The organism is Streptomyces sp. NPDC054796 (genome assembly GCF_053611545.1).
On record NZ_JBSHAO010000024.1, the window covers coordinates 40,898 to 55,268 of the forward strand.

The 14,371-nt window shown below is 70.1% G+C and carries 13 protein-coding genes; all 13 read left to right on the forward strand.

All coding sequences use genetic code 11. The annotated features are described in order from the left end of the window. Window positions 1-45 precede the first annotated feature (45 nt). Complete coding sequence (locus ACWGJ2_RS20720; RefSeq protein WP_453347606.1) at window positions 46-1,170, forward strand: cytochrome P450; 1,125 nt, start codon at window positions 46-48, stop codon at window positions 1,168-1,170. 74 nt (window positions 1,171-1,244) lie between these two features. Then, a complete protein-coding gene (locus tag ACWGJ2_RS20725; RefSeq protein WP_453347607.1) occupies window positions 1,245-2,414 on the forward strand; it encodes a cytochrome P450 in 1,170 nt (389 codons plus the stop codon). A gap of 207 nt (window positions 2,415-2,621) precedes the next feature. Further along, complete coding sequence (locus ACWGJ2_RS20730) at window positions 2,622-3,791, forward strand: cytochrome P450 (RefSeq protein ID WP_453347608.1); 1,170 nt, start codon at window positions 2,622-2,624, stop codon at window positions 3,789-3,791. Window positions 3,792-3,798: 7 nt separating this feature from the next. Then, window positions 3,799-4,068, forward strand: coding sequence for a ferredoxin (locus tag ACWGJ2_RS20735; RefSeq protein ID WP_453347609.1), 270 nt, complete (start codon window positions 3,799-3,801; stop codon window positions 4,066-4,068). Between the two features lie 311 nt (window positions 4,069-4,379). After that, entirely contained in the window at window positions 4,380-4,955 is a 576-nt protein-coding gene (locus tag ACWGJ2_RS20740; RefSeq protein WP_453347610.1) for a hypothetical protein, read from the forward strand. Window positions 4,956-5,035: 80 nt separating this feature from the next. After that, window positions 5,036-6,322: a peptidoglycan-binding domain-containing protein gene (locus tag ACWGJ2_RS20745; protein WP_453347611.1), complete on the forward strand. Its 1,287-nt coding sequence runs from the start codon at window positions 5,036-5,038 to the stop codon at window positions 6,320-6,322. After that, window positions 6,319-7,044: an ABC transporter ATP-binding protein gene (locus ACWGJ2_RS20750; protein WP_453347612.1), complete on the forward strand. Its 726-nt coding sequence runs from the start codon at window positions 6,319-6,321 to the stop codon at window positions 7,042-7,044. The genes ACWGJ2_RS20745 and ACWGJ2_RS20750 overlap by 4 nt, the downstream gene beginning before the upstream one ends. After that, window positions 7,041-8,300 (forward strand): ABC transporter permease, encoded by a 1,260-nt coding sequence (locus tag ACWGJ2_RS20755; RefSeq protein WP_453347613.1) that lies wholly within the window; start codon window positions 7,041-7,043, stop codon window positions 8,298-8,300. The genes ACWGJ2_RS20750 and ACWGJ2_RS20755 overlap by 4 nt, the downstream gene beginning before the upstream one ends. Before the next feature lie 523 nt (window positions 8,301-8,823). After that, a complete protein-coding gene (locus ACWGJ2_RS20760; protein ID WP_453347680.1) occupies window positions 8,824-10,140 on the forward strand; it encodes an aminotransferase-like domain-containing protein in 1,317 nt (438 codons plus the stop codon). Between the two features lie 117 nt (window positions 10,141-10,257). Next, window positions 10,258-11,523, forward strand: a complete 1,266-nt coding sequence (gene dpgA / locus ACWGJ2_RS20765) for a 3,5-dihydroxyphenylacetyl-CoA synthase DpgA (RefSeq protein WP_453347614.1) — start codon at window positions 10,258-10,260, stop codon at window positions 11,521-11,523. A 14-nt stretch (window positions 11,524-11,537) separates the two neighbouring features. Continuing rightward, window positions 11,538-12,194, forward strand: a complete 657-nt coding sequence (gene dpgB / locus ACWGJ2_RS20770; RefSeq protein WP_453347615.1) for an enoyl-CoA-hydratase DpgB — start codon at window positions 11,538-11,540, stop codon at window positions 12,192-12,194. After that, a complete protein-coding gene (dpgC, locus tag ACWGJ2_RS20775; protein WP_453347616.1) occupies window positions 12,191-13,498 on the forward strand; it encodes a (3,5-dihydroxyphenyl)acetyl-CoA 1,2-dioxygenase DpgC in 1,308 nt (435 codons plus the stop codon). The genes dpgB and dpgC overlap by 4 nt, the downstream gene beginning before the upstream one ends. Beyond that, window positions 13,495-14,328, forward strand: a complete 834-nt coding sequence (gene dpgD / locus ACWGJ2_RS20780) for an enoyl-CoA-hydratase DpgD (protein ID WP_453347617.1) — start codon at window positions 13,495-13,497, stop codon at window positions 14,326-14,328. Before dpgC ends, dpgD begins: the two co-directional genes overlap by 4 nt. Window positions 14,329-14,371: the final 43 nt, after the last annotated feature.

Here is a 14,371-nt window from a genome sequence, read left to right on the forward strand (position 1 = left end):
CCGTCGGACCTTCCCGTGCACCAACAGCGGATCAGACAGGACCCCTTGCCCGAGCTGAGCCGGATGAGCGTGGAGACCCCGCTCACCGGGGACTCCGGCCCCGGCATCAACGACTGGGTGGCCACAGGGCGTGACGAGGTCCGGGCCATCCTCGCCGACGAGCGGTTCAGCACGCGCCCTCCCGCGGACTCCGACGAGGACTCGCGGCAGTTGACCCAGATCGGCAACCCCCTCCAGTACGACCCGCCCGAGCACACCAGAATCCACAAGATGCTGCGCCCGGAGTTCACCCTGCGACGGATACGCAGGATGGAGCCCCTGATCGAGAAGATCGTGGGGGACCGGCTGGACGTCATGGAGCGGGCCGGTCAGCCCGCCGACCTGATGCGGCACTTCGCCTGGCCCGTGCCGGGCCTGGTCGGCTGCTCGCTGCTGGGCATCCCCCGCGACGACCAGCCGGACCTGGCGCGCAACATGGACCTGAGCCGTCGCACCGACCGCCCGCGCAAACTGGTGCTGGCCGCGGCGAACGCGTTCGACGGGTACCTCACCCGCTTCATCGCGCAGAAGCGCCGCGACCCCTCAGCCGACGACCTGATCAGCACGCTCATCAGGAACTACGGCGAGGAGGTCGAGAACAAGGAACTGGTCGGCTTCTGCGCCTCCCTGCTGGCCGCCGGCCTGGAGAACATGGCGGGGATGCTGGGCCTGGGCATGCTGGCGCTGCTGGAGCACCCCGATCAGCTCGCGCTGCTCAGGGAGCGCCCTGAGCTGATGGACCAGGCCGTCGAGGAGATGTTCCGCTACGTGGCCGTCGTCCCCATCGCCTCACCCCGTACCGCGCTGGAGGACGTGCCGGTCGGGGACCGTGTGATCAAGGCCGGGGAAATCGTCTCCTGCTCCCTGCTCGCGGTGAACCGCGCCCAGGACCCCGACGCACCGGCGGACGACTTCGACATCACCCGCGAGAACAACAACCACATGGCGTTCGGGCACGGAGTCCACTTCTGCACGGGAGCGGCACTGGCCAGGATGGAGATGCGGCTGGCCGTGTCCGCGCTGCTGGACCGGTTCCCGGAGCTGAGGCTGGCCGTGCCGCCGGAGGAACTCCGCTTCCGGCCGCTCACGCTCGCCGCCTACGGCGTCGAGAAGCTCCCCCTCGCCTGGTAGCGGACGGCGGACGGCGGAGGGCTGACGACGGGCAACGGGCAACGGCGCGGAGACTGCCGAAGGGGGAACGTCACATGCCGGACCCGCTGGAAGGACGCCGGGACGCGGACGGGCGCACGTCGCCCTTCGCCCGCGTCCCGGCGGACGGCCGCCGAGTGCCCCTCGACGGCGCCGACGGACCGGGGCGCCACGACTGGGTGGCCACAGGGCGTGACGAGGTGCGGGCGGTCCTCGCCGACGAGCGGTTCAGCACGCGCCCTCCCGCGGACAACGACGACGACGCCCGAGGGCTCTCCCAGCCGGGCAACCCCCTCCAGTGCGATCCGCCCGAACACACCCGGCTCCGCAGGATGCTGACGCCGGAGTTCACGCTGCGGCGCGCCCGCGGCATGGAGCCCATGATCGAGCGGATCGTGGAGGAGCGGCTGGACGTCATGGAGCGGGCAGGGCGGCCCGCCGACCTGGTGCGCCACTTCGCCTGGCCCGTGCCGGGACTGGTCGGCTGCTCGCTGCTGGGGATCCCCCGTGACGACCAGGCCGGCCTGACCCGCAACATGATCCTCAGCCGCCGCCCGGGCCGCCCCCGGAAGCTGATGGTCGCCGCGGGGAACGCGTTCGACGGATATCTCGCCCGCTTCGTCGCGCGGAAGCGCCGCGCCCCTTCGGCCGAGGACCTGATCAGCACGCTGATACGGGAGCACGGCGCCGAGGTCGACGACGCGGAACTGGTCGGCTTCTGCGCCGCCCTGCTGGCCGCCGGCCTGGAGAACATGTCCGGGACGCTGGGCCTGGGCACCCTGGCACTGCTGCGGCACCGGGACCAGCTCGACCTCCTCCGTCGACGCCCTGAGCTGATGGACCAGGCCGTCGAGGAGATCCTCCGCTACGCGACCCCCGTGCCCATCGCCTCGCCGCGCACGGCCCTCGCGGACGTGCCGGTCGCGGGGCAAGTGGTCGGGAAGGGAGAGATCGTGGCCTGCGCCCTGGCCGCGGCCAACGGCTCCAGGGCGCACAGTGCGGAGCCGCAGGACTTCGACATCACCCGTGAGAACGCGACGCACGTGGCCTTCGGGCACGGCATCCACTTCTGCGTAGGTGCAGCGCTGGTGAGGTCGGAGCTGCGGATCGCCTTCGCGAGGCTGGTGGACCGCTTCCCCGGCCTGCGGCTGGCGGTTCCACCGGAGGAACTGCTCTTCGTGTCCGCTCCCCAGCGCGGGGTGGAGGCGCTGCCCGTCACCTGGTGAACGCTCCGGCGAGCGCGCGAGCAGCAGGGGAGAGCCCGTAGTGGGAATTCTTCAGCGTGCCCGGAAAAGGCCGCCGCTGCCCCGGAAATGGTGTTCTTGACAGGGGTTCGGCGCGATTTCACACTCATCTGTGATGTGAATTCCGGGTGGGAGGGTTCGGCGGGCGCGGTGTTTCCCCGCCGGGCGGAAAGGGTGAAAGGTCGACGCATGTCGAAGGCATCAGAAATTCCCGTGCACAAGCGCCGGATCGGATTGGACCCGCTGCCTGAGCTGAGCCGGATGAGTGTGGAGACCCCGCTGACCGAAGATCCGGAGCCCGGATTCTCCGACTGGATCGCCACCGGGCGTGACGAGGTCCGCGCGATCCTCGGCGACTCCGAGCGGTTCAGCACCCGGCCGCCCACGGCGAGCGCGGTGGACTCCCAGCAACTGGTGGAGCCCGGCAATCTGTTGCAGTACGACCCGCCCGAGCACGGCCGCCTCCGGAAGATGCTGACACCGGAGTTCACGGTGCGCCGGATGCGCCGGATGGAACCCATCATCGAGAAGATCGTGGCGGATCAGCTCGACGTCATGGAGCGCGCAGGCCGGCCCGCCGATCTGATGCGGCACTTCGCCTGGCCCGTCCCCGGCCTGGTCGCCTGCGGACTGCTCGGCATCCCCCGCGACGATCTGGCGGAGCTGGCCCGCATCCTCGACGTGCGTGCCACCAGCCGCAGCAAGAAGAAGATGGTGGCCATCAAGGCGTTCGACCGTTACCTGGTCAAGATCGTGGAGCAGAAGCGGGCCGATCCGGGGGACGATCTCCTCAGCATGCTCATCCGCGACCACGGAACGGACATCACCGACCAGGAACTGGCCGGGATCTGCTCCTCCTTCATGGCCGCGGCCCTCGAAGGCTCCACCCAGATGCTCGGGCTGGGCACACTGGCCCTGTTGCAGCACCCGGACCAGCTGGCGCTGCTCAGGGAGCGTCCTGAGCTGATGGACCAGGCGGTCGAGGAACTGCTCCGCTATGTGGCCGTCGTCTCCAGTGCCTCACCCCGTACCGCGCTGGAGGACGTGCCGCTCGCGGGCCGTGTCATCAAGGCGGGCGAGGTCGTCGCCTGTTCGCTCCTGGCGGCCAACCGCGCCGAGACACCCGGCGAGCCACGGGACACCCTCGACATCACCCGCGAGAACACCACGCACATGGCCTTCGGGCACGGCATCCACTTCTGCGTCGGAGCCTCGCTCGCCAGGATGCAGCTACGTATGGCCTTCGCGGGGCTCCTGGAGCGTTTCCCCGGCCTGGAGCTGGCGGTACCCGTCGAGGAACTGCGCTTCCGGCTGTTCGCGCCCCAGTACGGGGTCGAAACGCTGCCGGTTACCTGGTGAGGTGCCCGTGGGAGACGCCGAGAACCCGGTGGGAGACGCGGAGACCACCGTGGGGGACACGGGCATCAGGGTGGACCGCGACAGATGCATGGGGTCGGGACAGTGCACGCTGTTCCTGCCCGGTGTCTTCGACCAGTCGGACGACGACGGAAAGGTCGTCCTCCTCGACACCGCCGCGACGGACCCCGCGCCGGCCGCCGCGCTGCGTACCGCCGTCATGAGGTGCCCCTCCGGTGCGATCAGCCTGCGCCCGCGGGACAGCGGTGTGACGGCGTAACCCCGCACCCGAGTAACCCCGCACCCGCGCGAGGACACGGGAACAGCGACACGTACGGGAAGTGAACGCCCCGGCAGCCGGTGGACGGCCGCCGGGGCATCGCTGTGCCGTCATCGTGACGTTGCTGTGTCCTGCGCCGTCCCGGCCCGCTCCGTGCGCCCTTCGTGCCTGGTCAGCGGCTCACGGAGACACCGCGGAAGGTGCTGCCGAGGGGCGCCCGGGGCCCACCGTGCGGCACCCTCGCCGATCTCGTGCTGGACACCGGCGCTTGTATCCGTCGTGTGACCGCGAGCCGCGTAGAACTTGGTCCCATGTTCACCACAAGCAAGCGCGGTAGCGCAAAGACCCTCCTCGCCGTCTCGGCTGTCTTCGTCGGCGCCCTCCTCACGGGCTGCTCGGACGACTCCTCGGCGGCGTCATCGGATTCGGACAAGAAGTCCGCGTCTCCGAAGAGCGGCTTCGACCAGGCACTGGAGCACGCGAAGTGCATGCGGGAGAACGGCGTTCCGGATTACCCGGACCCGAAGCAGGACGCCAACGGGCGCGTCAACATCAGCCCCGGCCAGGGTGTCGACCCCAGCTCCCAGGACTTCAAGGACGCCATGCAGGCGTGCCGTGACCTGGCACCGCAGGGACAGGGCGGGCAGAACGGCGGCGGCGACATCGACCCGGCCAAGGTCTCCGAGTGGGCCAAGTGCATGCGCGAGAACGGCCTGCCGAAGTTCCCCGACCCCGAGGTCAAGGGCAACGAGCTGACGATCAACGTCGCCGAAGCGGGCATCAAGCCGAACGACCCTGAATTCTCCAAGGCCCAGCAGGCATGCCAGGACAAGTTCCCCGGCGGCATGATGCGCCTTCAGGGCCCGGGGCCGGGCGGTTCTGAGTGACTCCCCCGGACGAGACCGATGAACTGCACCGGGCCGGTACATCGGCCGGCGCACTCGAACTTCACGAACCCGGTGAAGTGGTGAGTGGAACGTCGGCCGAAGGCCCCGGTGCCCTGGTCGCGGCGGGCGGTGACGGCGACGGCGACAGCACGGAGACGTCGTCACCCGCCCGCCGCAGGCGCCGCCCGCTGCGTACCTCGCTGCTCGTGGTGGTGGCGATCGCCGTCGCCGCGGCGGCGGGCCTCGCCGCCACCGGCGCCCTCGGGGGCGACAGCACCGACTCGGCGAGCGCCGCCCCCTCCGGACCGCCCGCCACGACGAAGGTGAAGCGGACCACGCTCAGCAGCACGGAGACCGTGGACGGCAACCTCGGCTACGGCGACACCTCCACCGTTCAGGCTCCGGCCTCGTCCGGCTCGGAGAGCGGCGGCGGGAGCGACAGCGGACAGTCCGCGCAGTCCCCGCAGAGCGGCCAGGCGTCCCAGGGAGACAGCTCAGGCGACAGCGGAAGCGCCGGGATCGTCACCTGGATGCCCGGCGAGGGCGACACCATCAAGCGCGGCGACGCCGTGTACAGCGTCGACCAGCAGAAGGTCCCGCTGCTCTACGGCTCCACGCCCCTCTACCGGACGTTGCAGTCGGGGGTCGAAGGCGACGACGTCGAGATCCTGGAGAAGAACCTCTCCAAGCTCGGCTACGACGGCTTCACCGTCGACGAGGAGTTCACCTCCGGTACGGCGGAAGCCGTGCAGGAGTGGCAGGACGACCTGGGCCGCGAGGAGACCGGGACGGTGAAGTCCGGTGACGCGGTGATCGCCGACGGAGCGAGGCGGGTGGCGGACACCAAGGCTTCGCCCGGCGGTGCGCTCAGCGGCGAGCTGCTGAGCTGGACCGGCACCGAGCGGGTCATCACCGTCGACCTGGACGTCGAGTACGAGGACTCGGTGAAGAAGGGGACGAAGGCGTCGATCACGCTCCCCGACAACACCTCGGCAGAGGCCGAGGTGACCGACGTCGGCACGCCCACCACACCCAAGAGCGACAGCGAGTCCAGTGACTCCGGCGAGTCCGAGGACTCCGACACGCCCACGCTGCCCGTCGAGCTGAAGGTCGACGACCAGAAGAAGCTGGGCAACTACCAGGCCGCTTCCGTCGACGTGGAGCTGAAGGACGAGACACGTGAGAACGTGCTCGCGGTGCCGATCAACGCACTGGTCGCCGAGGGCGGCGGCGGTTACGCCGTGGAGGTCGTGACCTCGAAGGGGTCGGAGTACCGGCCCGTCAAGGTCGGCCTGTTCGCCAACAGCCTCGTCGAGGTGTCGGGGAAGGGCATCACCGAGGGACTGGTCGTGGGGGTTCCCAAGTGACCGTCCAGTCCCACCCGGTCGTCGATCTGGCCGGGGCGTCCAAGACGTACGGAGATGTCACCGCTCTCAGGTCGGCCGACCTGCTCATCCGGCCGGGCGAACTCCTCGCCGTGGTCGGGCCTTCGGGCTCGGGGAAGTCCACGATGCTCAACATCATGGGCACCCTCGACAGGCCGTCGGCGGGCAGAGTGCGGATCGCGGGGCACGACATCGACGCGCTCAGCGACCGTGAGCTGTCCGCGTTGCGCGCGGGCACCATCGGCTTCGTCTTCCAGCAGTTCCACCTGTCCTCCGGCGTACCGGCACTGGACAGCGTGGCTGACGGGCTGCTCTACAGCGGGCGGCCCAGGAGCGAACGGCGCAGGGTGGCCGAGCGGGCGCTGCGCAGGGTCGGCCTCGGCCACCGGATGTACCACCAGCCGCACCAGTTGTCCGGCGGCGAGAAGCAGCGGGTGGCCATCGCGCGGGCCGTGGCGGGCGATCCCCCGCTGCTCCTCGCCGACGAGCCGACCGGAGCGCTCGACTCCCGCTCGGGCGCCGTGGTGATGGAGCTGCTGCACGAGTTGCACGAGTCAGGGACGACGGTGGTGGTCATCACCCACGACCGTGACATCGCGGCGTCACTGCCCCGCGAGGTCCGGCTCAAGGACGGCAAGATCGAGCACGACTCGTCCCTGGGCGCGGCGTCTACTGCTCTTGTGCCTGAGGAGGCCTTACGATGACCGCGCCGCAGACGGCGACGAAGGAGATAGCGGAGAGGGAGCAGTCGGCGCTGCCTCCGCCGCCCCGCCCCAAATCGGCCCGCATGGGGCCGGCGGACGTGCTGCGGGTGGGAGGTTCGGGTCTGCGGTCGCGCCCGATGAGGGTCTTCCTCTCGGCCCTGGGCATCGCCATCGGCATCGCCGCCATGATCTCGGTGGTAGGGATCTCCACCTCCTCCACCGAGGACCTCAACCGCAGGCTCGCAGCGCTGGGCACCAACCTCCTCACCGTCCTGCCCGGTACCTCCTTCGGCGGGGACGCCGCCCATCTGCCCAAGGAATCGGTGCAGATGATCGGCAACCTTCCCCATGTCGAATCGGTCTCCGCCATTGGCGGCACCAGTGCCAAGGTCTACCGCAACGATCACATTCCGACGCAGGAGTCGAGCGGTCTGACCGTCAGCGCCGCGCGTACGGATCTGCCCGCTTCCGTCGGTGCCGAGGTGGTCGACGGCCGCTGGCTGAACAACGCCAACAGCAAGTACCCGGCTGTTGTTCTCGGGTCCGTCGCCGCCAGCAAGCTCGGCATCCACGAGGCGGGGCCCGACGTCCGGGTCTGGCTCGGCGACGAATGGTTCACCGTTGTCGGAGTCCTCGCCCCCAACGAGCTGATCCCCGACCTCGACTCGGCCGCCCTCGTCGGCTGGGACGTCGCCGAGGAGCGTCTCGACTTCGACGGCTACCCCAGCACCATCTACACCCGTGCCGAGGAAGCCCACGTGGAGGACGTCCAGGAGGTTCTGGGAGCCGCGGCCAACCCCGAATCGCCCAGCGAGGCCGACGTGTCCCGCCCCTCCGACGCGCTCGCCGCCAAGCAAGCCACCGATGACACCCTCAGCGGTCTCCTCCTCGGCCTCGGTGGCGTCGCGCTCCTCGTCGGCGGTGTCGGTGTCGCCAACACCATGGTGATCTCGGTACTCGAACGCCGCGCCGAGATCGGCCTGCGCCGTTCCCTCGGCGCCACCCGCGGGCAGATCCGCACCCAGTTCCTCGCGGAGGCTCTGCTCCTGTCGGCACTGGGAGGCTTCGGCGGAGTGCTCCTGGGAATCGGCGTGACCATCGGCTACGCCACCTATCAGGACATGGCCGCCGTCGTCCCGCTGTGGGCCATGGCGGGCGGCATCGTCGCCACCCTCTTCATCGGCGGGCTCGCCGGCTTCTATCCCGCGGTACGGGCCGCCAAGCTCCCTCCCACCGAGGCGCTGGCCACCACTTAAGGACCGCACCACAGAGAAAAGGTGTCCCCGCTGCTCCCCCCGGCAGCGGGGACACCGCTGTGTCCGCCGCCGGTCGGCAACCCCCTGTCCGGCACCGCCGTGGTGCTCGCGAATTCCCACTCGTGCCGCCGTCTGTCCAAGTGCGGGGAACGACCAGTTGGACAGGGATGCCCGAGGAAGCGTGGTCTGCTCTCATGGTTACCGCCACCGGTGGCATCCAGTGCCGGACAGCCGACGTCGGACAGCTCGTGCGACGTGACGGCAAGATCGGTACAACGCGGATCCCGACCCCACCGGGACGGGAGAGGCCCGGCCTCTCTGGACCTGGCGTCGGGGAAAGGAAAAGATGGGGGTAATGAGGCCCCGTCCAATTGCATGGATCGGCCGGTTGGACAGCGTTGTACGGGGGAGTTCATCCGTGTAATTCTTGGCGCTGGCACCGAGTGACTGATAATTCCTGATTTCCATTAATCAATGCCGCAGGGGGAATTCCATGAGCGGAGAGAGCCCCGTCGGGGCAGGGATGACGTCTGACGACGCGGTGCCGCGGCTGAACAGGACCGATCTGCACGCGAGTGTCTCCGATCCGGTCCTGGACACCATGAACTTCCTCAACGAGGTCACCCTGCGGTACCCGGAGGCGATCTCCTTCGCCCCAGGGCGCCCCTACGACGGGTTCTTCGACACCGAGCAGATCTTCGCCTACCTCCGCAGATACCTCGACCACGAGGCAGAGCAGGGCCGCTCGCCTGAGCAGATCCGCACGCTCATGTACCAGTACGGGCCCACCGCGGGGCAGGTCCGCGAGATCATCGCCGACTCGCTCAGGGTGGACGAGCAGATCGACGTGCCGGCCGAGTCCCTCGTGGTGACCGTCGGCGCGCAGGAGGCCATGCTGCTGGTGCTGCGCGCGCTGGTCACGGGCCCCGAGGACGCGATCCTCGTCTCCAGCCCCTGCTTCATGGGCATCACAGGGGCCGCCCGCCTCCTCGACATCCCGGTGACACCGGTGGAGGAGGGCGAGGACGGCTTCTCGGTCGCGGTCCTGGAGGCGGCGATCGAGCGGGAGAAGGCAGGAGGACGCCGTCCCCGCGCCTTCTACGTGATCCCCGACCACTCCAACCCGTCGGGCAGCACGATGGGACTGCGGGCCCGCGCCGAACTGCTGGACTGCGCCGCGCGGCACGACATCCTCGTCATCGAGGACAGCCCGTACCGGCTGGTCAGCCCCGGCGCGCCGCTGCCGACGCTGAAGTCGCTCGACCGGGCGCGCCGGGTCGTGCACATCGGCTCCTTCGCCAAGACGGTCTTTCCCGGCGCCCGCCTGGGCTTCGTGGTCGCTGACCAGCCCGTCGTGGACGGGCCGACGGGCCGTACCACCCTGCTCGCGGACGAACTGGCCAAGATCAAGAGCATGGTGACCGTCAACACCCCGGCGCTGAGCCAGGCGGCGGTGGCGGGCGCGCTGCTGGCCGCCAACGGGCGGCTCTCGGAGCTGAACGCGAAACCGGCCGCGCACTACGGCGAGGCCATGCAGTCCACGCTCCGGCACTTGGACACTTGCCTTCCGGCCGAGCGCCGTGCGGCCCTGGGAGTCCGCTGGAACGAACCCACCGGCGGATTCTTCCTGGGAATGCGGGTGCCCTTTCCGGCGGACAACGCGGCGCTCACGCGCTCCGCGGAGAACTTCGGTGTCATATGGACACCGATGCAGTACTTCTATCCCGGCGGCGGCGGCCTCCGTGAAATCCGGCTGTCCGTCAGTTATCTGACGAACGCGGAAATCGCGGAGGGCGTCGCCAGGCTCGCCCGCTTCATCGAGGCGGAGAGCGAGCAGTGACGCACATTCCTTCTTCCGTGCCAAGCAGGTTCTCGTGAGAAAGGCGGCTGAAGTGACCAGCGCCAGTGGCACACAACAACCGCGCAGCAGACGACGTATGTGGGGGTGGACTTTCCGATGACCATCAGTGTGGAACATCCGGAGTTTCTGGAACCGGAATCTCTCGAAGCAGCAGGCCTGACGACCGAGAGTCGCACCCTGAGTGCGCTCGGCCGTCCCCGGATCATCGGCGTGGGCACGGCGGCCAGCCCGACGGTCTACACCCAGGAAGAAGTGCTCGACGCCTTCAACATCAGCGACCCGCGCATCCGCTCGGTCTTCCTCAACAGCGCCATCGAACGCCGCCACCTCACCCTTCCCGACGTGGACGACAACGGTGAGCGCCTCTCGGAACCGCAGGGCGACCTTCTCGACAAGCACAAGCGCATGGCCCTGGAGATGGGCGCCGAGGCGCTGTTCGCCTGCCTCAAGCGGGCGGGCGCGGAACTCTCGGACCTGCGCCACCTGTGCTGCGTGACCTCCACCGGGTTCCTGACCCCCGGCATCAGCGCGCTGCTGATCCGCGAGCTGGGCATCGACCGGCACTGTAGCCGCTCCGACATCGTGGGCATGGGCTGCAACGCGGGGCTGAACGCCCTCAACGTGGTGGCGGGCTGGTCCGCGGCGAACCCCGGCGAACTCGCCGTCGTGCTCTGCGTGGAGGCGTGCTCCGCCGCGTACGCGATGGACTCGACGATGCGGACCGCGGTCGTCAACAGCCTGTTCGGCGACGGCGCGGGCGCCATCGCGCTCATGACAGCCCCGGTCCCGGTCCCGTCGGCCGTGCCCGAGTCCCTGACGGCGGGCGGGCCCGGCACCGCAGGTGAACCGCTCACCGACCGGGCGGCGGGCGCCGCGGCGAAGCTCACGGAGATCCCGGACACCCCGGCGGGGGCGTCCGAGGGCCCCAGCATCCTCAAGTTCGCGAGCTGCATCATCCCCGAAGCGGCCGACGCGATGCGCTACGACTGGGACCGTGACCAGGGAAGGTTCAGCTTCTTCCTGGACCCGCTGATCCCGTACGTGGTCGGAGCGCACGCCGAGATCGTCGTCGACCGGCTGCTCGCCGGCACCGGACTGCGCCGCAGCGACATCAGCCACTGGCTGGTCCACTCCGGCGGCAAGAAGGTGATCGACGCCGTCGTCGTCAACCTCGGGCTGACACGGCACGACGTACGGCACACCACGGGCGTACTGCGGGACTACGGCAACGTGTCCAGCGGTTCGTTCCTCTTCTCCTACGAGCGGCTCCTCGACGAGGGAGTCGCCCAGCCCGGTGACTACGGAGTGCTCATGACCATGGGTCCGGGTTCCACGCTCGAAACGTCGCTGGTCCGATGGTGAACCCGGAGGGTGCAATGGAGCACACGCTCACGCTGGAGATAGACGGGACCGAGCCGCTGTCGGCGGCATCGGTCAAGGCACTCGCGCAGCTCTGCGACAGCGCGGAGGACCAGGGCGGCTCCGGCGTCGTCACCGTGCACGTCACCGGAGCGCCGGACGGCACGTGGACCAGCGGGCTCGACGTCATGCTGGTCAGCAAGTGGGAACGCGCCCTGCGCAGGCTGGAGCGGCTGCCCATGGCCACCCTCGCGGTGGCGCACGGGGACTGCGGCGGCGCGGCGCTCGACGCCTTCCTGGCCGCCGACATCCGCGTGGCTGCCCTCGGCACGCGGCTGCTCGTCCAGAGCGACGGCTCGGCCACCTGGCCGGGGATGGCCGGGTTCCGGCTCGTCCAGCTCGCCGGTGCGGCGCGCACCCGCAGGGCCGTGCTCTTCGGGCTGCCGATCGAGGCGCCCGAGGCGCAGGGGCTCGGCATCGTCGACGAACTCGTCGACGACCCGGCGAAGGCGGTCGCCGCGGCGGCCGGGCTGGTCAGCGGTCTCTCGGGCAAGGAGCTGGCCATTCGCAGGCAGCTCCTGTTCGACGCCACGACGACGAGCTTCGAGGACGCCCTCGGCCCGCACCTGGCCGCCTGCGACCGCGCGCTGCGCGTCGGCCAGGAGGTGTCATGACCACCGTTCAGCCTCCTCAGACACCCGTCGAGGGTGTCTGGCCGAGTCTGTACGAGGCCGCGGCGCGCGTCGACGGCCTGGTCGCCGCACTGCCCGCGCCCGGCGCACGCTCGCCGGAACAGCGCGCCGAGATCACCGAGGCGAAGGACGCGGCCCGCACCCAGCGGGTCCGCTTCCTCGCCGAGCACGTCGAGGCGGTCTACGACCGCCTCACCGAGGGACGCACCCGCAGCCTGCGCGTCGAGGAACTGGTCGAGGCCGCGGCGGCCGAGTTCCCCTCCCTGGTGCCGTCGGCCGAGCGGCTGGCCTCCGACCGGAGCCGCCGCCAGGCCGACAAGGAGGGGTACGAGATCGACCAGGGGATCTTCCTCAAGGCGGTCCTCGGCTCCCCGGTGGCGGGCCCGCACCTGCTCGACTCCATGCTGCGGCCGACGCGGCGCGCACTGGAGCTGCTGCCCGAGTTCCGCAGGACCGGCGTCGTGGAGACGCCGTCGGTCCGGCTGGAGCGCTGGGACGGCGCGGCGTATCTGACGATGTGCCGCGACGACTGCCTCAACGCCGAGGACTGCCAGCAGGTCGACGACATGGAGACCGTCGTCGACCTCGCGCTGCTCGACCCGGACATCGAGGTGGGAGTGCTGCGCGGCGGCGAGATGACCCACCCCCGCTACCGCGGGAAGCGGGTCTTCAGCGCGGGCATCAACCTCAAGAGCCTGCACGCGGGCGACATCTCACTGGTGGACTTCCTGCTACGCCGCGAGCTGGGGTACATCCACAAGCTGGTCAGGGGAGTGCTCACCGAGCACGAGGGCGCGTGGCAGGCACGTACGGTCGAGAAGCCCTGGATCGCCGCGGTCGACACCTTCGCCATCGGTGGCGGCATGCAGCTGCTCTTCGTCTTCGACCATGTGCTGGCCGCCTCGGACTCCTACCTCACCCTGCCGGCGGCCCGCGAGGGCATCGTGCCGGGTGCGGGGAACTTCCGGCTCGGCCGGCACACGGGGCCGCGCGTCTCCCGGCAGGTCATCCTCCAGGGCCGCAGGCTCTGGGCGAACGAGCCGGACGCGCGCCAGGTGATCGACGAGGTGGTGGAGCCGGACGAGATGGACGCCGCCGTCACCAGGAGCGTCGAGCGGCTGCGCAGCCCCGCGGTCGTCGCCAACCGCAGGATGCTCAACCTCGCCGAGGAACCACCGGAGGAGTTCCGGCGCTACATGTCGGAGTTCGCCCTCCAGCAGGCACTGCGCCTGTACGGGGAGGACGTCATCGCCAAGGTCGGCCGGTTCGCGGGGCGTTCCGCATGAGCGAAGCCGCCGCCCGGACGCGTGAGGACCGGGTGCGCCACGACCGGGTGCGTTACGAGAAGAAGGACCACGTCGCGCATGTGACGCTCGACCGTCCCGAGGTGCTCAACGCGATGGACCTGCGCACGCACGAGGAACTCGCGGGCGTCTGGGACGACGTGGAGGCCGATGACACGGTCAGGGTCGCGGTGCTGACGGGAGCGGGCGAGCGCGCCTTCTCCGTCGGACAGGACCTGAAGGAGCGCGCCCGCCTCGACCGGGAGGGCGCGCCCCTGACGACCTTCGGCAGCCGCGGCCAGCCCGGCTGGCCACGGCTCACCGACCGGTTCACCCTCTCCAAGCCCGTGGTCGCGCGCGTCCACGGCTACGCACTGGGCGGCGGCTTCGAACTCGCCCTGGCCTGCGATCTGATCATCGCCTCGGAGCAGGCCGTCTTCGGCCTGCCCGAGGCCAGGCTCGGACTGATCCCGGGCGCGGGCGGCGCCTTCCGGCTCGCCCGCCAGATGCCCCAACGGGCCGCCATGGGCTATCTGCTGACGGGCCGTCGGATGGATGCCGCGACGGCACTGCGGTACGGGCTGGTCAACGAGGTCGTACCGGCCGGGGAACTCGACGAGTGCGTCGACGGGTGGGTGGCGGACCTGGTCCGCAGCGCGCCGCTGTCGGTGCGGGCGATCAGGGAGGCCGCGCTCAAGTCCGTCGACATGCCGCTCGAGGAGGCGTTCACCGCCACCTACACCTGGGAGGAGCGCCGCAGGCGCAGCGACGACGCGGTCGAGGGGCCGCGCGCCTTCGCGGAGAAGCGCGAACCGGTCTGGACCGGCCGCTGAGCACACGTACGCGGGTACGGCACACGCAGCAGAAGGGGGACGA